Origin of the sequence: Bacteroides clarus, from assembly GCF_015555825.1 — a bacterium.
Lineage (GTDB): Bacteria > Bacteroidota > Bacteroidia > Bacteroidales > Bacteroidaceae > Bacteroides > Bacteroides clarus.
This window is the reverse complement of sequence record NZ_JADNLF010000009.1, coordinates 25,657-45,189: the sequence shown is the minus strand read 5'-3', so window position 1 is coordinate 45,189 and position 19,533 is coordinate 25,657. Positions and strand designations below refer to the sequence as shown.

Annotated in this window: 19 protein-coding genes; 17 read left to right on the top strand and 2 right to left on the bottom strand. The window is 39.5% G+C overall.

Annotated elements, in window-relative coordinates; genetic code table 11:
• Window positions 1-153 precede the first annotated feature (153 nt).
• The 12 genes from I2F54_RS11005 to I2F54_RS10950 all read left to right on the top strand — a co-directional run bounded on the left by I2F54_RS11005 (window position 154) and on the right by I2F54_RS10950 (window position 9,589).
• Window positions 154-702 (top strand): terminase small subunit, encoded by a 549-nt coding sequence (locus I2F54_RS11005; protein ID WP_195501220.1) that lies wholly within the window; start codon window positions 154-156, stop codon window positions 700-702.
• Window positions 703-794: 92 nt separating this feature from the next.
• The gene (terL, locus tag I2F54_RS11000; protein ID WP_338083443.1) at window positions 795-2,579 is read left to right on the top strand and encodes a phage terminase large subunit; all 1,785 of its coding nucleotides are present in this window, start codon (window positions 795-797) and stop codon (window positions 2,577-2,579) included.
• A gap of 165 nt (window positions 2,580-2,744) precedes the next feature.
• A complete protein-coding gene (locus I2F54_RS10995; RefSeq protein ID WP_195501218.1) occupies window positions 2,745-4,109 on the top strand; it encodes a phage portal protein in 1,365 nt (454 codons plus the stop codon).
• Window positions 4,090-4,848 (top strand): HK97 family phage prohead protease, encoded by a 759-nt coding sequence (locus I2F54_RS10990; protein WP_195501217.1) that lies wholly within the window; start codon window positions 4,090-4,092, stop codon window positions 4,846-4,848. Before I2F54_RS10995 ends, I2F54_RS10990 begins: the two co-directional genes overlap by 20 nt.
• On the top strand, window positions 4,845-6,188 hold the full coding sequence (locus tag I2F54_RS10985) for a phage major capsid protein (RefSeq protein ID WP_148359736.1): 1,344 nt from the start codon (window positions 4,845-4,847) through the stop codon (window positions 6,186-6,188). The genes I2F54_RS10990 and I2F54_RS10985 overlap by 4 nt, the downstream gene beginning before the upstream one ends.
• A gap of 3 nt (window positions 6,189-6,191) precedes the next feature.
• Window positions 6,192-6,422 (top strand): hypothetical protein, encoded by a 231-nt coding sequence (locus tag I2F54_RS10980; protein ID WP_195501216.1) that lies wholly within the window; start codon window positions 6,192-6,194, stop codon window positions 6,420-6,422.
• A complete protein-coding gene (locus I2F54_RS10975) occupies window positions 6,419-6,913 on the top strand; it encodes a hypothetical protein (protein ID WP_195501215.1) in 495 nt (164 codons plus the stop codon). The genes I2F54_RS10980 and I2F54_RS10975 overlap by 4 nt, the downstream gene beginning before the upstream one ends.
• The gene (locus I2F54_RS10970) at window positions 6,910-7,431 is read left to right on the top strand and encodes a hypothetical protein (protein ID WP_087426463.1); all 522 of its coding nucleotides are present in this window, start codon (window positions 6,910-6,912) and stop codon (window positions 7,429-7,431) included. Before I2F54_RS10975 ends, I2F54_RS10970 begins: the two co-directional genes overlap by 4 nt.
• Window positions 7,415-8,251, top strand: a complete 837-nt coding sequence (locus I2F54_RS10965; protein WP_195501214.1) for a hypothetical protein — start codon at window positions 7,415-7,417, stop codon at window positions 8,249-8,251. The genes I2F54_RS10970 and I2F54_RS10965 overlap by 17 nt, the downstream gene beginning before the upstream one ends.
• Complete coding sequence (locus I2F54_RS10960) at window positions 8,248-8,442, top strand: hypothetical protein (RefSeq protein ID WP_087426461.1); 195 nt, start codon at window positions 8,248-8,250, stop codon at window positions 8,440-8,442. The genes I2F54_RS10965 and I2F54_RS10960 overlap by 4 nt, the downstream gene beginning before the upstream one ends.
• A gap of 53 nt (window positions 8,443-8,495) precedes the next feature.
• Window positions 8,496-9,020, top strand: coding sequence for an ABC transporter (locus I2F54_RS10955; protein WP_143270043.1), 525 nt, complete (start codon window positions 8,496-8,498; stop codon window positions 9,018-9,020).
• A 335-nt stretch (window positions 9,021-9,355) separates the two neighbouring features.
• A complete protein-coding gene (locus tag I2F54_RS10950; RefSeq protein WP_195501213.1) occupies window positions 9,356-9,589 on the top strand; it encodes a DUF6965 family protein in 234 nt (77 codons plus the stop codon).
• A 27-nt stretch (window positions 9,590-9,616) separates the two neighbouring features.
• Here I2F54_RS10950 and I2F54_RS10945 read toward each other — a convergent pair whose 3' ends face one another.
• Window positions 9,617-9,889 carry a Txe/YoeB family addiction module toxin gene (locus tag I2F54_RS10945; protein WP_195501212.1) on the bottom strand — a complete coding sequence of 91 codons (273 nt, stop codon included), beginning with the start codon at window positions 9,887-9,889 and terminating at the stop codon, window positions 9,617-9,619.
• Window positions 9,880-10,140, bottom strand: a complete 261-nt coding sequence (locus I2F54_RS10940; protein ID WP_195501211.1) for a type II toxin-antitoxin system Phd/YefM family antitoxin — start codon at window positions 10,138-10,140, stop codon at window positions 9,880-9,882. Before I2F54_RS10940 ends, I2F54_RS10945 begins: the two co-directional genes overlap by 10 nt.
• A 155-nt stretch (window positions 10,141-10,295) precedes the next feature.
• On the opposite strand from I2F54_RS10940, the gene I2F54_RS10935 reads away from it, so the two are divergent.
• The 5 genes from I2F54_RS10935 (at window position 10,296) to I2F54_RS10915 (ending at window position 19,531) form a co-directional block, all read left to right on the top strand.
• Window positions 10,296-13,841 (top strand): hypothetical protein, encoded by a 3,546-nt coding sequence (locus I2F54_RS10935; protein WP_195501210.1) that lies wholly within the window; start codon window positions 10,296-10,298, stop codon window positions 13,839-13,841.
• Between the two features lie 3 nt (window positions 13,842-13,844).
• On the top strand, window positions 13,845-14,423 hold the full coding sequence (locus I2F54_RS10930) for a hypothetical protein (RefSeq protein WP_195501209.1): 579 nt from the start codon (window positions 13,845-13,847) through the stop codon (window positions 14,421-14,423).
• A gap of 2 nt (window positions 14,424-14,425) precedes the next feature.
• On the top strand, window positions 14,426-16,393 hold the full coding sequence (locus I2F54_RS10925; RefSeq protein ID WP_195501208.1) for a hypothetical protein: 1,968 nt from the start codon (window positions 14,426-14,428) through the stop codon (window positions 16,391-16,393).
• Between the two features lie 97 nt (window positions 16,394-16,490).
• Window positions 16,491-17,369, top strand: a complete 879-nt coding sequence (locus tag I2F54_RS10920) for a hypothetical protein (RefSeq protein ID WP_195501207.1) — start codon at window positions 16,491-16,493, stop codon at window positions 17,367-17,369.
• Window positions 17,366-19,531, top strand: coding sequence for a hypothetical protein (locus I2F54_RS10915; RefSeq protein WP_195501206.1), 2,166 nt, complete (start codon window positions 17,366-17,368; stop codon window positions 19,529-19,531). Before I2F54_RS10920 ends, I2F54_RS10915 begins: the two co-directional genes overlap by 4 nt.
• Window positions 19,532-19,533: the final 2 nt, after the last annotated feature.

Here is a 19,533-nt window from a genome sequence, read left to right as displayed (position 1 = left end):
ACCCACGTGACTGGTGTTGCCGGGAGTTTAGGTTGAGTGTATAACCAATAAGCCATGATTAAGAACGTTAAATATGCGCTATGATTGCAATATATTTTTATTATCTTTGCAAAAGCATGTCAAGTGGCATGCTTCCCATACTGACGAAAAGACATGGAAAAACTTACAATCAAACAAGAGAATTTTTGCAACTACTACATCGAAAGCGGTAATACTTCCGATGCCTATCGTCGTGCCTATTCGTGCGAGAAGATGAAAGATAAACATGTGTGGGAAGAATCTTGTAAGTTGTTGTCCAACCCAAAGGTAGCCCAAAGGGTCAAAGAGTTGCAGGAGGAACAAAAAAACAAATCGGATATAACTAAAGAACGCATTCTGCAAGAATTGTCCGGTATAGCTTTCTCATCCATTGCCAGCATGCACAACACATGGATAGAGCGTAAAGAATTTGATGAACTCTCTGACAAAGAGAAATCGGCAATAAAAAGTATATCTACCAAGATATTGAAAAAGAATATCGGAACAAGTGACGAACCGGAAATCGTAGACGTTGAATATGTAAAGATAGAACTTTATGATAAGATAAAGGCTATCGAGCGTATATGTAAGATGCTCGGATTTGATGAGCCTACCGAAATAGAGATGAATACCAGCAAACCCATAAGCGTTGAGGAAGCAAAGAAACTGATAGAAAAGTTATGATGGATGGTGTACGGTATCTACAAGCATTCTGCATGTCTGGTGTCCTTAACTATACAAAATTGTTTTTCAAAAGCAAAACGGGACGCAGGTTTGTGGTGAGTAGGCATCACAAACGTATATGCAATGCGCTGGATGATGTCATTTCCGGAAAAATCCGAAAGCTGATAATCAATATTGCACCACGTTATGGGAAGACGGAACTGGCTGTAAAAAACTTCATATCTTACGGGCTGGCGCTCAACCCTTCTTCCAAGTTCATCCACCTTTCATACTCTGACGATTTAGCCCATGATAATTCAGAAGAGATAAGGGACATCGTTAAATCGGAAGAGTATCAGCGGCTATTTCCGTATGTTCAGATAAAGCGAGGTACGGATAGTAAAAAGAAATGGAATACCACTGCTGGCGGTGGTGTATATGCCGTATCAACAGGCGGGCAGATAACAGGGTTTGGTGCCGGAGAGGTAGACGATATAGATGATAAGGAAATAGGGGCGGAAATAGACAGCATATCAAAAGAGGCAAGATTTGCTGGTGCTATTGTGATAGACGACCCAATCAAACCGGAAGACGCTCTATCTGACGTAAAGAGGGAGAAAATCAACCAGCGGTTTGAAACGACCATACGTAACCGTGTAAACAGCAGGAACACACCTATTATTATCATCATGCAACGGCTGCATGAAAACGACTTGTGCGGTTATCTTATGAAGACAGAACCCGGCGAATGGACTGTCCTCTCACTGCCTGCCATAGAGAATGAAGCGAATGGGAAGGAAGTGCCTCTATGGGATTTCAAGCATACGCTGAATGAATTGCACCACCTTAATAAAATAAACCCTTTTACCTTTGAGACGCAATACATGCAAAATCCCACCCCGATGGTGGGACTTATGTATGGCGTATTCAAAACTTATAAGGAAATACCATACACCAACCGGGCTATCCGGAAGAACTACACCGATACTGCTGATACAGGCATAGACAAGCTATGTTCCATAGATTACATAGATACAGAAATCGGCAACTTCATTTTAAATGTTCTATATACGGATGCTCCTATGGAAGTTACGGAGCCGAAAGTCGCAACCATGCTTGCCAAGGACGGAATAACCGTAGCTAATATCGAAAGCAATAACGGCGGGCGTGGCTTTGCCCGAAATGTGGAGAAGCAATCACGTATCATTGGAAATGATGAAACAGAAATAAAATGGTTCCACCAATCCGGAAATAAAGAGGTGAGAATTTTCACCCGCTCTGCCGAAGTGATGAACCTCACATATATGCCTGAAGGCTGGGAAACTCTTTTCCCGGAATTTCATGCGGAGATAAAGTCTTTCAGGAAGTTCGGGAAAAATGCACATGATGACGGTGCGGATGCTCTTACCGGAACTGTTGAAAAGCGTGGGGAATTTGAATATGACAGTTATGATGACAGTGCGGCAGTTCTCTCCGGTATTCCGATTGTAGAAATACATCCACTGCTTAATGGAAGATTCGTCCATGCTAAAGCGTACATAGTGGATGGGGCGGTATATGTGGACGACGCATACATAGGAGAGCCGCTTCCTATCGAAGCGGTTAAGACATTTGTATCAGGTGCAGATGTGAATATTGAGGTTTCGCAGGCGATGCTTCATTATGTACGCGATTATAGAGCAGAAATAGGAGATGTCTGGGCAAGGCAGGAGAATGCAGGGAAAATAGCTTATATTGAAGCTTTTCGAGGATTAGTCCGAGGATTTAAATTTAAGAGAGACAATAAGATGTCATTGTTTATGCGTAATCTAATGGATTACGATGGCAAGGACGTATATGAAGCAATGTATGTATTGTGCTGTATAGCGGATAGGATAAAAAGAAAATTAAAAAAGTAATCGAAAAAAGATTGTTTGCTATTTGGAATTAGTCTAAATAATATGTATATTTGCACCCGTAGGGTCACTACAAGCGTGTGAAGTTGCACGCAACCGTATAAATGGACTAAAACACTAAATATATGGGAGTGGCCGCATTCATTTGCTGTCACTCCTGCTTTGTATATGGGCATATTTACTAAAATTTGGAAGCCGAAAAATAGAAAATCTATTCCGATGTATGACAGTGTAAATCGGGTAGAAAAGGATGCAGCAGGAAACTACTGGTTTTTATCTGATTTATTTGGTGCTCGTTCCAGATGGAAAGTATATTATGACATGACTAATAATTCAGATAAAGCTGAGGCGCTTATTTCTTGCACTCCTTTTTTTACTGTAGTTGATAAAATCGGTTCCATGATGTCCCGTGGTGTTCCTTACGTTGTTGATAAAGACGGGAATGAAAAAAGAACTTATGCTGATATACGAAATATTCTCCACAATCCCAATCCGTTGCAAACATTTTCTTCGTTTGTAAAGCAGGCTGAGATATGCCTTAAAGTTTTCGGATATTGTCCTATTGTTCTTGTGAGGGCTACAGAAAAAAGCGTTCCCAAAGCGATGTGGATAGTTCCCCCTGAAATATTCCATATAGAGGGAACGGGTAAGGTGTTTCGTCAGTATGAATTGAAGGATATTGTATCGAGTACATATATTGACTGCAACGGACGGCGGATGGAATTGGAAGATTATGAATACATAATAGTATATGACAGCAATATCCTTGTTGAGAGCGGCAGGAGTGCAGATGTTAAATTCGAGTCTGTTTCAGACAGTTTGTCTCAGCCTATATCCAACTGGATAGCTTCCATGTCGGCAAGCTATACATTACTTGTAAACGGCGGCCCTAAAGGCGTACTCTATAACGACTACACAGACCAAATGGGTAATGTTGCTCTTTCTTCAGAAGATGAAAAGGAGATAAAAGACAGTTTTAAACGCAATTACGGATTGGTGAACAAGGAATACCCCATTTTGGTGACACGTTATAAATTAGGATGGCTTCCCCTTGATTTTGATGCCGATAAATTAAAGCTTCATGAAGAAGATAAAAGATGTACGGATAAGATTGCCAATGCAATGGGAATAAATGCCAACCTGTTCACGGATGCCAAATATGATAATCTTGAAAGCGCCGGAAAAAAGGCTTATCAAGATGTGATTATTCCAGATAGCCGAAAGATAGCAGAATGTCTTTCAAAAGCTATATGCCCAGAGGGTGTTTTTATTAAGATTGATTTTGCAGACGTTGAATGTCTTCAAACTAACAAAGAGGCAGAAGCAAATACATTGGTTAAAGTGGCCGATGCCATGCAAAGGTTATTGGACAAGTCTTTGATAACGCATGATGAAGCCCGTGTAGAAATCGCAAGATATATAGACATTGACCCGGATAATCCCAAGGGAGATTTTGACAACAATACAGCAAACAGCGTATCTTCTGAGAACAACATCAATAACAGCAAAGAGAATGGAAAAAAAGATGAATAAATACAAAGATAAAATGGGGATGCAATATAAATTATTCTCCATTAACTCAAAAGATGTCCAATATAGCCCCGAAAGCCGGACTATCAGCGGGTATGCTGCGATATTCGGAAATAAGGACAAGGCTCACGATATTTTATTGAAGGGTTGCTTCTCAAAAAGCATTAATGAAAGAGGCCCACAAAGCCAAGCAAACGACAAAATTATACTTCTTTGGATGCACGATCTGTCAGAGCCTTTGGGATTTATTACTGAATTAAAGGAAGATGATAGAGGGCTTTATTTTGAGGCGCGCATTGATGAGATTGAACTTGGAGATAGAGCCATAAAGCAACTTGAATCAGGCACGCTTAATCAATTCTCTATTGGCTATGAGTATGTATGGGAAAAATGTGAATGGGATTATGAAAAAGAGGCTTTGATTGTTAGAGAGGTTAAGCTATATGAAATATCAGTAGTGTCAATTGGTTGCAATGGGGAAACCGAGTATCTGGGGTTAAAGTCAATTGAAGACTATGAAAATTCTTATAAGGATTTAAGCAGTGAAATTTCCTCGTTATGCAAAAATATGAGCATGTCTAAGCAACTGCGTTTGCAAAAAATTATAGCCAAAGCAATGTCACTTGCATCTTTTAGGCCGGACAGTGTTATACCAGTTCCACCCAAAGAGAAGGAAGCCGGCAGTAATGGCAAAACGGAAGAAAAATCATTATGTAATTTATTAAAACTAAAATCGGTATGAAATTAGGATTTTTAGAACTTATGGACACATCCGGTCTGTCTGAAGAAAACAAAAAGTTTTTTGAATCTTTGGACGAAAAAATGGGAGAAGCTTTTGAAAAACAAGTGAAAGGCTATCTTTCGGATGAAGTTAAACTGGAAGATTTGCGCAAATCCATAAAGGATGCCGCTGATTCCATAAACGACATCAAGGAAAAGGATTTTGCCGGCATTGACAAAAAGACTTTTGAGGAGAAGGTTAATGAACTGGAGAATGCCATTTTACGTGTAAAGGCTTCTACTGAAGTGGGTAAAAACGGAGAGGTAAAGATTAAATCCGTTTATGAGCAGCTACACGAACAGCTCAAGGAGTATATTACCGCAGACAAGAAAGGTATTATGTCCCTCGATTTGAAATCGGCTTGCCAGGCGGCTCCCGGCAATAAGTTGGGATTAAATCTTGTGTTGGAAAAGAAAGATGCCGCGACTATTACTTCCGGGTCTCTTGCTCCGCATTACGGGATTGAGGTTGACCCAAATTTATCAGTCAATCCGAGAGCGCAGACTGTCATTCGGAAATATGCAAATGTATCGAGCACCAACAATCGGGCTTTGGTTTATGCGGAATACACAAGCAAGGATGGGGATGCTGCATGGGTTCCTGAGGGTGGATTAAAGCCCCTTATGGATGCGACATTGACAGAAAAAACGGTGACGGCCGCCAAAGTTGCAATTGCCGCCAAGTTTACAGAAGAAACCTTGTCCGACTTCCCAAGTTTCGTCAATGAAGTTGAAACGGAAATGATAAACAAACTTGGTATAAAAGAAGAACAGGGTATTTTGTCAGGCAATGGTTCCAGTGGGGAAATAAAAGGAGTTGCTTCAGATATGCCGGCATTTTCTCTTTCCACTTTCTACGTTGAAAGACCGAACATGTTTGATGCTCTTGTGGCAGCTTATTCGCAAATTGTATCTACCAGCGAAATGGCATATCGTCCCAACCTTGTATTGATGAACCCATTGGATTATGCGGCTATGCAGTTAGCTAAGGATGCTAATGGGCAGTATCTGCGCCCGTTCCGTTATGGAGATGAGCTTATTCAAGGATTACGTGTCGAAACGACTACGGCGATAGAACAAGGTGATTTTATCATGGGAGATTTCTCATATTTGAATATTCGCGACTTGTGGGCATTGTCTATTACTATGGGATGGGAAAATGACGATTTCCGCAAAAACATTGTTACTGTAATCGCAGAGAAGAGATTAATGTGTTATATCAAATCGCAGTATAAAACAGCGTTTGTAAAGGACACATTTGCTACTGTAATAGAAGGTATCACTCAAGGAGTAGGAGGATAAAAAATGGCAAAAGAATATAGAATTAATTTGACGAAACGCTATAAAGTAACATTTATCAGAGATGGTGTGAAATATAAGTCCGGTGATGAAGTGTCAGTCGGTATGGCGCTTGCAAGCAAATTTTATGCGGAAGGTAAAATTGAAGCGACAAACGAACTGATTAACGACGCCAAAATGTTGGGTTGCGAGGAGCTGTTTACCAAACGTAAATCTGCAAGAAAAGATACGGTATGATAATTGACTACAAATCTTTCACTGGGTTGCTGAGTGTCGGGATAAATCCTGACACTGGCGCTCCCTCTATAACAAGAGATGCGGAGTTGGATAAAATAGAATCATATATTTCTGTATATGAACAGGAATATCTAATTCTTATACTTGGTGAGGATATGTGCAAGGTGTTTACCGATTATCTTAATTCAAAAGACGATAGCGTTGATAATAAATGGGATAGACTGTTTGCTCTTTTATCAGAAAAATACAGCCCTATTGCTTGCTATATATTTTTCAAGTATATAGCGGACGGAAATTACAGCGTTACAAATGTAGGAACGGTAACCTCTGCTGATGGAGATACTGTTTCTCCGCAAGTTTTGCAAATTAGGGCATGGAATGATATGGTAAATATGAACAAACGTGTTTATCAACTTTTACAAGGCAAGGAATATGCTGGTATATGTTTCAACCCATGTATGCTGCGTAAAATAAATTGTATGGGGATATGAAATCAGTAAATGATATATTTGCGGACATTGTAAAAAAGGTATCAAAAAGATACGGAAGCAATGTGTCGTTTTTATTCGGAGACTGGGCTTACATAAGCAATCAACTAACTTTATGGGGCAAAAGCCCTAAGACAAGCAAATTGAAGTTTCCTATAATATGTCTTTACTCTCCATTTACGGAAGATAGAAGTTCTGCCCAAACAGAGGTTGGATTGGAGTTTATTATCATGGTGAACACTTTGAAAGAATATTCAAACGAAGACCGGCAAAAGACTTCCTTTGAACAGGTCTTGCGACCTATATATCGCCTTTTCTTGGACGAAATCAAGAAAGATATAAATATTGTTTGTCATTACGATAATGTGGTTCCACACTCCTATATTGAAAATTACCGATATGGCAGGGTTGGTGTTATAGGTGAAGACGGCAAACCTTTCAGCGATTTTATTGATGCTATTGAAATGAAGAATGTAAATTTAACCATTAAAGAAGTAAAATGTTATGGCAACAGATTATAGAAAATGTCCGGGTGTTGCAACTTTTAATACAGGTAGCTCCGTATGCGTGCTTGACCCCGGTAAAATAAAAGCTATCATATTGACTATTCACGGTCATAAGATACCTACAGAGAAAACAGCAGAAGCCTTTGAGAAGGCTTGTCATGCAGACCGTCCCGGAAGAATATTCCCTATTAAAACAATTGTGGAATATGCTCCTTCCGGTGGAGAAGCGCAAACTTCTGCTACAGGATACGGCCCTACAAAAGTCACAGGCTATTCTGCAAAAAATGATGTATGGACTTTACAGGATTACGATGCCAGTTTGAAAGCAAATATAATGGCTGCAAAGAATGTGGCATTTGATGCTTATTTTGTTGACGAAAACAATGTTGTTTACGGAATGAATGACGGCACCGAAGATTTGGCAGGTATTCCCTTGTCAGGCGTTTATCCTGGTGGGCAAGATTGGGATTCCTCCGGCACAGAAGCCAATCTAACTATTGCAACCATGTTCAAGGATTACGAGAAATATGTCAAAAATGCGGATGTGAGAGCCTATGATTTTGATGTTGTTGATGCATTGAAAGGATTGGTTTATGTCGATTTGGTATCAACGGAATCAAATAAGTATAAATTGATTGAGCACTTCGGGAAGCTGGACATTACGGAGTACTACGGTGAGTTGCTGGCAAAAAATGCAGAAAAAGTATTGATTGGAGCAACAAGTGCTTCTTATGCTGACGGAGTTATTACTACTGTTGGAGAAGGTTCTATTACTCTTGCATCTCCCTCTGTATTGCAAGAATCCGGAATTACAGGTATCGAGGCTTGGGTATGATAGTAGAAGGTGTAACGTTCAATGAAGACAGGGTAAAGAAAATGAAGAAGAGGGACTTCATAGATGCCCATAAGAACGTATTTTTTCTTGACCGCCCGCCCGAAGAAAGGGAGAAGACCCTTTCGTCCATCTATGACGATATAACATCCTCTAATGCACCCAAGCAAAAGAAGGATGATTATATATTGTAACTGCGTTGTGCATTCAATTAGGGGCGTTTATTCGCCCCTAAATTATATCTGTTATGGCGAATATTATTGAAGCAGAAGAAAATATCAGGCGTTTTGTTACAGGGTTCGAGCCGATGATACGAGATGTTATGGTAAAAAATAAAGAGGAAGTTTCGCAATACATCGTAGAGCAATTATGGTCTGGTATTAATGGCAATGATAAGCCATTACGCCCCACTTACCTCAATGACCCGTATTTCAACACCAAAGAAGCAGGACATTGGTACAAGAATGCCAAAGGCTATGCAGCTTTCAAGCAAAGGGTAGCCCCGCTTATGTATTCTTCATTAATAAATGCTCCGGTAAGTTCTAAGGGAACCCCAAATCTTGTGATAACAGGAGATTTTCACAATTCTATTACAGCTGTACCAACAGATAAGGGATTAAGGATTGAAAGTGTAGGAATAAGTTTTAGCAATGATATAGAAAAGAAATACGGTCAGGCAATTTACAAGGTAGGTTCTTATGCAAGAAAGGTTTTTATAGAAAAGTATATAAAGCAAGGTATTGCAGAGTATTTCAGAAAATTCGGTTTATAATGGGCTGTGCGTGCGAAAATAAGAAAAGAATGTCGGACATAGCCAATATGCGTTCCCTCGCAAGAAAGGCCGCTATATTGGATGGGAAGGTATATGTCTTATACGAGAACAACGGAATATTCAGTTTCTGTCCGAGAGGGGAAGAGTTTAAGGGTAAGTTTATAGAGTTTGTATGGTTCTAATATTAAAAAATGACTGTATTTTAAGACTAATGGCAAAAAAATCTCGAGGTGGATAATTTTAGTATATGAAAAATGGAACAAATCATCAAAATACACTTATATGTTACCTTCTTATTAAATAATTGGCTATCTTTGCCCTAAAATAATCTTAGTATGGCACAAGAAAGTAAATACGCGTATGACGAAGATAGTGTTAAGGAAATCATGAATTGGGCAGAAACCGCACAATTGCCAAAGGAAGTAATATTATCGGAATCCGAACATATATACGATACATCTCTGTATATTCGAGCAAATATCAACGACATCAAGCAACACTATCCGGATGTATTTTATAATCCGGCAATTGATAGGCTGTACAGATTAAAGGAGTTCGTGGAAAAATGAACAAAGCCCCATTGAAAGATTGGGGCTTTATTTTTTACCGTAGTGATACCTCATAGAGAGTACGTAGACTGTGATTATCTCATCATTGACTGAATAGATGATGCGATGCTCGGAATTTATTCTTCGAGACCAGCATCCTGCCAGTTCATATTTTAAAGGCTCAGGCTTGCCTATTCCTGTATATGGATGAGCTATAATATCTTCAAGCAAGGCTGTTATTCTATTCATAATAGCCTTATTTCCCGACTTTTTCCAATATTTCCGGTCTTTTTCGGCCTGTTCAAGAAAGACTATTTCCATAATTCTTCAATTTTTACAGGCTCCCCTTTTCCCTTCTCAATTTCTTCTTTCCCCTTGCGTATAACATCCATCATTGCGGGGGATTTCATTATATACTCGGTCTCCTTAATGGAGTTGTATTCGTCCAGCGATATTACAACCACGCTTTCGCTACCTGAACGATGTACCAGCAACGGCTCACTGTCATTTATCACACCATCAAGATAGTGCTTAAGGTTATTCCTTAGCTCTGAATAGTTAACTGTTCTCATAATTTACTTGTTTCTATTGTTTAGTACAAATATAGGTACTTATTTTTGTACTTGCAAGAGGTTGCAAATATAGGAATGTAATTTAGACAAATTCTAAATAATTTTATATCTTTGCATTATCATGTGATGTTGCATGACACCCAATATTAGGACTTATGGCAAACGAATTTGTAATTACCGATTTAGTAGACAAAAAAGCCGTACAACAATTAAAGGAACTCCGTCTTGAATTTGATAGTACAAAAGGGGCTTATGTGGCGCTTGCTAAGGAGTTGGCGCAAGGAGTAAAAACTAATCCCAAAACATTTGATGAACTTTCCCAAAAAGCACGTAATTATACCTCGCTGTTGGAGAAATTGAATAAGACGCAAGAAAATATGGCATCTATTCAGGCAAAACAACTTACCGTGCTACGTCAAGTATCCCAGCAACTAAATTCAATGTCATCTTTGCAAAAGTTAAATCTTTTGTTCGAACAGTTCGCCAAAAATATCAAGAATGCAAGTGACATGCTTTCCGGGCTGTCCTCTATGTCCAATCAAGTGGCGTCCTCACAGGATAACGCAGCTAAAAGCACCCAAACGGCAAGCGATACAATAAGCCAAGCGTCTGCCCAGTTGCAAGCAGCGAACATGAACTATGCTTCAATCATTGATACAGTGCAGGCGTATGACGGCGAAGTTACCAAATTAACGGCTGATACAATAGCCAACAAAGAGGCTATGAAGCAAATTCTTGCAGACATTAAGGCTCTTGAAAAGTCTTATAAAGACGGGAATATAACCTTGTCTGAATACACGAGGCAGTCTGCATTGTTAAAACAGAGGCATACTGAACTGATGGCGCAAAATCAGCAATATTCGGCTTTGATTAAAAACCATTCCACAGCAATTATTTCAGCTTCCGGAAGCTATTATGAAATGAATGCCGCCATGCTCGAATTGCAGAAGCGATACAAGGCCTTAAGTGAAGCTGACCGGGAAAGTAGTATCGGAAAGAATTTAATAATTCAGGCCAACGCTTTAAACGATAAGTTAAAGGATATTGATGCCAAATTTGGCAATTATCAGAGGAACGTGGGGAATTATGCATCTTTGTGGAACGGATTGAACGTACAGACGCAGCAATTATTACGAGAGCTACCATCTTTAACAATGAGTTTCAATCAGTTTTTCCTTGCTATTTCCAATAACTTACCCATGTTTGCGGATGAGCTTAAAAGAGCAAGTGAAGAGTTTAAGTCCTTGAAAGCGCAGGGTAAAGACGCTGTTCCGGTTTGGAAACAGCTATTGGGGAGCTTGTTTTCTTGGCAGTCTGCGTTGGTAATAGGCATCACACTTCTGTCTGCATACGGGAATGAGGTTATTGGCTGGGTCGCAAGTTTGTTCAAGGGCAAAAAGGCGCTTGAAGAAATAACATCCGCCCATGATAAATTAAGAATAGCTCAGAGGGGAGCTATTCACGATACAATGGAAGAGCGTATTAAATTAGACTTGTTGTATAAAGCCGCTACCGATAATACAAAAGTCGCAAATGAACGTATCTCGGCCGTAAATGAATTAAAAGACACTTATCCTAAACTGTTTGATGATTACACGCAAGAGCAAATAATGATAGGAAATGCCAATGAGGCATATAAATTATTAACAGCACAGATTATCGCTACTGCCAAAGCTAAACGGGTAATGAATGAAGTCACAAAGGTTGCTACAAATTATGAGGAAACCGAGTTTAAACGGCTTAATCAAGTTTATACAGTAGAAAAAGCACGTGCAGAGTATCAGAAATTTGTAGAAACAGGATTATCAAGAACAGAAGCAGGTATAGAGGCAAAAAAGAAACTTGAAGCGGAAGAAGCAACTTTGAAAGCTTTAGAAGAGCAAAGTATTCAGTATAAGAACCAAATGAATGATTTGGAAAGATTAGTAGATGTAAAAGCATTGGTTAATGACCCAGGTAAAAATAATAAAGCTTATAACGATGAAAAAAAGAAAGCGGAAGAATACGCTGAATATATCAAGAGGATAACAGAGGACTTATCCAAATCCCGGATAGAATTGATTGCTGACGGTAGAGAAAGGGAGATAGCCGAAATCAACAAGGAGTATGAAGACAAAATAAAAGAGATAAAAGGCAATTCCGAAAAAGAGACAGAACTTCGGAAAAACCTTGAAATACTTAAAAACAAGGCTATTGCGGAAGTAAATAACAAGTACGATAAGGAACTCCTTGAAATAGAAAAGACAAATCTTGAAAATCGATTAGCTTCCATTGGTGAAAGTTCTAATGAAGAATTGAATAAACGCCTCAATATTCAAATCCAGCTAAATAATATGATGCGTGATGCGGAAATAAAAGACACAGAGAGAAATGGAGAGGATGTTGTGGCAATACGCATGAAGTATATGCAACGGGAAAATTCCCTTATAGTGAGAACTCTTCAAGAAAGGATTGGGTTGATTGAGGCAAGTACAGATAGGATTGTAGACAGGCAAGAGACGTCTTCATTAGAAGAAGCTAATATTGTAAAGAAGCAGTATGCGGAAGGCGAAATAAGTAAAGAGGATTACGAAAAGAAATTATATGATATTGGAGTTAAGTATTCTAAGGCACGCTTGCAGGCTCTTATAAAAGAAGTTGAATCAGAGATGTCATTACTTGACCCTGCTGATGAAAAATATCAGGATTTAGAAGATAGGTTAGCCAATCTGCAAGCGCAAATAGACGGAATAAGCTACGATGATGCAAATAAGAAGCGAGAGGAGTGGGCTGATAAATTCAAGGAAGGTTTATCAGAAATGAATAGCGCCGCAAGAGATTCTCTTGGTGAAACAGCTGGGATTTTTGAAGGGCTTTCCGATATAATTGCGGATGTTGCAGAAAACGGGAAATTAAGTTTTGAAGCTCTTTTAAAAAGTGTAGGGAAAATTGTTGACGGAATAACTTCGTTAATGACAGATATATACGATGCGAGAATTGAAAATATTGAAAAAGAACAGGACGCCAATGATGAAGCGTATGATAAAGAGATAGAGCGCATAGAAGCTCTTGAAGAGAACGGGGCTATCTCCAAGGAAGAAGCAGAGCTTCGCAAACGTGCAGCCGAGGATAAGACAGCTGCTAAAAATGAGGAACTTGAAAAGAAAAAGGCCGCATTACAAGAAAAACAAGCAAGATGGGATAAAGCCAATTCTATTGTTCAGGCGGGAATAGCTACAGCCTTAGCTATAACAAAGGCTTTGCCTAATTTAGTCCTTGCTGCTTTAGTTGGTGCTATGGGAGCCGCACAAGTTGCCATTATAGCCGCCCAGCCTATCCCCAAATACGCTAAAGGAACAAAAGACCATCCGGGCGGTTTGGCTATTGTCGGCGACGGTGGCAAGAAAGAGGGGATTGTTACTGATAACGGGCTTTTTATCACTCCTGATAAGCCGACTTTGGTAGACCTTCCGATACATGCGCAAGTAATTCCTGATTTGTCATATATCTATGACCGCAGAGGGCTTGCGTCTGATTACGGACTATTGGAGCAAAGACTAAAGAATATGAGAGAAGAAGGGGTTGTAGTCAATGTAAGCAACGATTACAGCCGACTTGAAAAGAAGATGGAAAGCAATACCAAACAATTGCAAAGTATCGGAAGAATGATGAAAAAAGCCAATCAACGTGCGGATTATAATTGGATTTCAAATAGAGTATAAGATATGATATATAATGACTTGGATAAAATATGCCTTTCCCGTTTTATAGACATATTCTTGGGAGACATTGATAAAGTGGTGCAAGGTGGTAAATATAGTACTGAAGAGAAGATTTTAGCCGCCGAGAAACTGTGTAACGAATATCTGTCAATAGTTGGCGGAAAATCTACAATTTCCTTGATAAGCCGGAGAAACGAAATTCTTAAAATTCAAATTCGATTAAACTGCCTTGCTGTATGCGAAGGGCTGATTTTATCAGGTGATTGGAGTGATGTTGTAGATGTTATGTCTACTTTAGGCTATAAGTTCAAAGAGGACGAACACGACAAGATAAGAAACCGGATAAGCAGCGTTTCCGCCTCTGATAAATATCGCCTTGTAAAATTAGCTGAAACATCTTCCGATATGGGGAAAACAAAAATGGATAGGGAATACTTTACCAAAGAACGTGTTTCGTTGATGTCTTATGTAAAAATGCACATTGACGAGAGTACGTTTTCCGCTAAAGAATATGCCTATATGGTTAGGCGTATGTGTGATGATATAGATGCTATGATACGTTCAACTTCAAAAAAGAAATAAGTATGTATTACAGATGTGAGTTATTGGTAAACGGAATGGCGTATGATGCTACGAATGAACTTGTAAATTGGGCTGATGTGGAAATGTCGTTCAAAAGAGGAGACTATGACGGGGTAGTCCGCAGTTTTTCCACAAAATTTGAGTTTACTAACGGGGCTTTTTCATTGTTGCTGAAAGAATATCTGGAGCAGTATTTAAATTCTTCCGCCACAATAGTGTTCTATATACGTAATAACTCATGGCTTCTCAACGAAAAGTTCAGATGTGCGCTTGACTTCTCTACATTCACATATAGCAATACGACGTGCGAAATAAATGCCGTTGATAACAGCCTCGCAAGCTTGATTAAGTCCAAGAAAGGTACGCAGTATGAATATCCGGTTAGTGAATTGAAAGATAGTACCCCTCTTTACTATGATAGGTTGGAAATGACAAGCCATATAGAATGGCTTATACCCAGCCAAAGCGACAGTAGTGATATTGTCTATGAGTTTACGGCAAGTAACGGGAAAGATTTTTATATGGTTCCGCTTTATATAAAAACTTCAGAAATAGCTACAAAAAACATAATAGAAGTTTATGATGTGGAATATGAGAAGATAACAGAAAAAGAGAATGAACTCAGTGTAAAAAATAAATTTCCTTATTTCTTTGATAATATATCCGCAAGGCCGCTGACTGTTTCCGTTAAGTGTAAATTTGATATAGCGCATCGATTGTTCGTATCAGAATTGGTATTACATAAAATAGATAAAAGCGGAAATCACACAAATGTATACAATCTCTCTCTTCCTGATAGAAACCCGACCGTACATACTGTTGATATAGACAAGACGGTTACATTGGAACCGGGAGAAAAATTATCCTTATTTTTCCATGCGGTAAAAACGACTACCGGCGGGAATGTAACCGTGACCTTATCCAACATGACTATTCCAATGACGATAGAATTTATTGCAAGGGATAAGCCGATAGATGTGGATGTAATTAAGCCTGTTACTTTATTAAACAGATTGCTTCGGTCTATAAACAACGATAAGGAGGGTGTCATAGGAGAAATAGCTGTGCCCGATAATCCCAATTTATATATCGGTATAAACAACGCATTGATTGTTCCGGCAGAAAGTATAAGAGGGTTGGAAAAAGCAAAGGTATATACCTCATACACGAAATTTGCAAATTGGATGAGTGCCGTTTTCGGGTTTGTGCCTGTAATCGGTGAGAACAAGGTTACATTTGTGCCTCGTGATACCCTATTTCAAGACAGGGAAGTTAAAGATTTAGGGGATGCTGTTACAGACTTTTCATATAATGTAGATTCATCAATGGTTTATTCAAGGGTAAAAGTCGGATATGACAAGCAGGATTATGACAGCGTAAATGGGCGTGATGAGTTTCATTTTACAAATGAATACACTACGGGAGTTACACTGACTGATAATGTTTTTGAGATGATAAGCCCTTACCGTGCAGATGCATACGGAATTGAGTTCCTTGCTGCAAAACAGGGAGAAAAGACTACCGATAGCGACAGTGATAACGACGTGTTCTTTGCAGGAGCTTTACTTAGCGATTCAAAGTACAAGCTTATTCGGTGGAATGTTTCAGGGGTTATATCGCCTTCCACTATGTTTAACGTTATGTATGCGCCTTTCTATATGATTGATGCCAATAAAGGTTTTTTAGCTGCATTTGCCCAGACACTCAATTTCGCTTCATCTGACGGGAATAGCGATGTCTCGTTCAATGGGGAGAGCGTGAAAGACGATTTTATATTAGGCAGCAGATTATTCTCGGTGGGTGAATTGTCCGTTGAAACTGGCGATTTGGAAACTCTTTCCGACTTATCCGGCTATATTCGGGTAGAGAAGAACGGGCATATTTATAAAGGTTATGTAAAAAGTGCAAGCTATAACTACGGCAGACCGGAAGCGGTAAAATATATTTTGATAGTAAAGGATGTGAATTGATTATTTTTAAAATAATTATTTGGAATTAGTCTAAATAGTGTGTATATTTGCGCAAGACGTGTGAAGTTACACGTCACTGTAAAAAGGACGAAAAGACATGGTAAAAGTTGGTGATGTTTGCCCTCTTTTTTTCTCACCTATAAAAGATAAGTTTGGGCTTGATATGGACTATATTCAGAAGTTTCACTCTTCTGACAAAATCCATATACAGGTATTTGCTAATGCTTCAGAGGAAGTATCAGCGAGCCTAAACGACCTTGCAACTGGCAATTCCACATCAATACCACTTTCTACATATAATCACAATGATAACGTAGTGATGTATTACGCCATTCTCCGGGAATTGGAAGATGCCGTATATACAGTAACAATCAATGGAAGTACCTCAGAACCTTTTATCGTATGTTCCTCTGACACTCTATTAGAGGAAACAGTACTTATTCGTTATTCTCATAAAAGCAACAATTCCTCTTTTGATAATATATTCTGGATTGATGATATTCAGCAGATATTTAATTTTCGTGTAGAAGCTGGTTTTAAGCCGAACGGATATTCGCCTCAGATAGATAACGAGCAATACCGTAATCAAATGCAGGAAATAGAAGAATTATATGCAGTGCCCTATGATGTGTATAATCTTACGATAGGAAATTCGAGCGGTGTTCCTTATTGGTTCGCAAAACACATAAACCGTATCCTATGCCTTTCTTTGGTGGAAATTGATGGAACAAGATATGTCCGTTCGGAAAGTTCTGTGCCTGAAATGACGCAAGTTATTGAAGATAGCCAATTGTTCCAAATAAGCATGGCTCTTGAATTACAGAATAACGACATTGCGGGTATCGGCGGCTCTCCTGAAGCGGGTTCTTCCGCCTCTTTCCCTGCATTTCTGATAGACCATGCCAAAGATGGGGAAATGTTACAATTCAGTGCGGAGAAAGCTGCATTTACTAATGTTGATAAAGTTGAAGTATGAAAAAGCGGGTTAGTAAAATATTGTGGTTTGGTGACGCACTTGATGAAAACCATCAGGCGATACCCCCTGCTTTATCTCCGAGTGACGAAGAGCATCTGCAAGGGTTAAATCTTGGGGAAATATATATCTGTGTTGCAGATGCCGACCCTGCATTGTTTATCAGAACTTCTGCCGACCGGATTGTCTACTTTAAGGCTCTTGATATAGAGGCTCTATCAAAGTTCTTTATAAGAAAGGACAGGCCGGACGAAGCAGGATTTTTAATAAAGTTCTTAGGCGGATTATTTTCTGACTACATCCAATCAATGAACTTTTCTTCCGGTGCGCTCGGTGAGGGTTTTGTCATCAAAGTAGACAGCAAGACGGGCGACAGCTATTTGGAAGTAGACCATATGCTGGCACGCAAGAGCGCCACGTTTATTGAGTTACTGATACAGCGATTACGCCAGGTTGGCGGTCAGATAATACTTTCTCCCGCATCCATGTCATGTTCTAAGGTAGAGGAATACGATACCTTTTACCGCTGTTACTTCGAGAACACAGATGGGGAAAAGACCATTGTTCAGGAATTTGTAGTAGGAGACCAAGCCCGCAGCCAGACATTCAACATCAAGCCAGGCGTACATGAGAACGTTTCTAATACCTACTATTGGCGGCTGGTGACAAGTATAGGTGACAATTACATAGACCTTTCGAAGAGCGACTGTGACACGGGGTCTGCCGCACCACAAGCAGGCGATGACATTGTACAGTTAGGTAACCGGACGGATAAGACCAGGCAGAACGCCATCGTATTGGCAGCATACGGGAATGATACTCCGAGCTTCCGTCAGTATGCAGGGATTGATTCTTATTCTTTGGCTGGTAAAGAAGTGACAGCTTTCAGTCCCAACGGCAATAAAGTTACTGGTGATTTTATCCTGAAAACGGGTGTTAATATCCTTACCCAGTTTCAGATATTGGAAAACCTTATTTATTCGGAAACCTCCAAAGTGCTTGACGAGATACAGGCAGAGGACAACTACCTGTACAATTCAGCATTCGCATCCAATACGAACGGTTGGGAAGCGAAGAATGACATTCACTTTTTCACTGTAAACGGAAAATTCTTATTGGTGAATGGAAAGTTCTACTCCCGTAAGGATGCTATGGCTGCCATTATCAGAGATGGGGATAGAAACGTGCTTCGCATACTTTCTTCCGGCATAAAACAATCTAATGCTGATTTAGCCAATAAGCCGACTTATGAGGAAGGAGAAGAACCGAGAAAGTTCTTTATCTCCTTTAAATACAAGGTGATTACAGCAGGAACTCTTACGATAGGCTTTCCCGGTCAGAACCTGCATTTCACCGAACAGATCGAACCAGGTGAAGAATATACAATAAAGGAGTATTCCGGCACATGGGACGGAACGGGTGATTTTGAGTTGAAGTTTACAGGGGACATATACATACATTCGTTGGCGTTGACCGATAATGCCTACGAGGACATGATAACAAGGTTTGGAACCCAGCTAAGCCAAACCAATGAAAAGATTGAAGCGGTAGCGGAAAGAACGTCCAATCTTGAAAGCAAGAGCGCAGGATGGTTAACCACTGCGGATGGTGTCGAGATTTGGGCGGCGGCGGAGTTTGAAAATGGAGTAAAAGCTTCATCCTTGTTTAATGTGTCGGCGGATGAAATATTGCTAAAGTCAGAACATATCAGATTGGAAGGTTCCGTCTCTGCTAATGGTAACGTATTTATTAATACGGATGGCACCATGATAGCTAAAAATATGGTTGCTGAAGGCATAATTGCTGAAAATGGAAATTTTTCAGGTACTATTTTTGCGTCTGCTATACGTTTAAAAGAGATAGAAGATGGAAGATTAACTAATGGCGCTTTCATTGGGCATGGTGGAACTTTTATTGCCCCCGAGTTGAATTATGGTGAAGTTGTCTATGTAAAATGGGCTATTCCACTTGAAACCCGCGTCTCAATTGACATAACAATAAAAGCTGAAAACGACAATGTGGTAATACAAGATGGTATTGTTATTAATCAAAAAAGAGAAGTTACATTTTCAGCGAATGGAACAATGGGTGATATTATAGGAGTTAACAAAGGGCGTGGCACTTTTTGGTCTATTTTCAATGCTACTTTATCCGAACTTTATTAAAA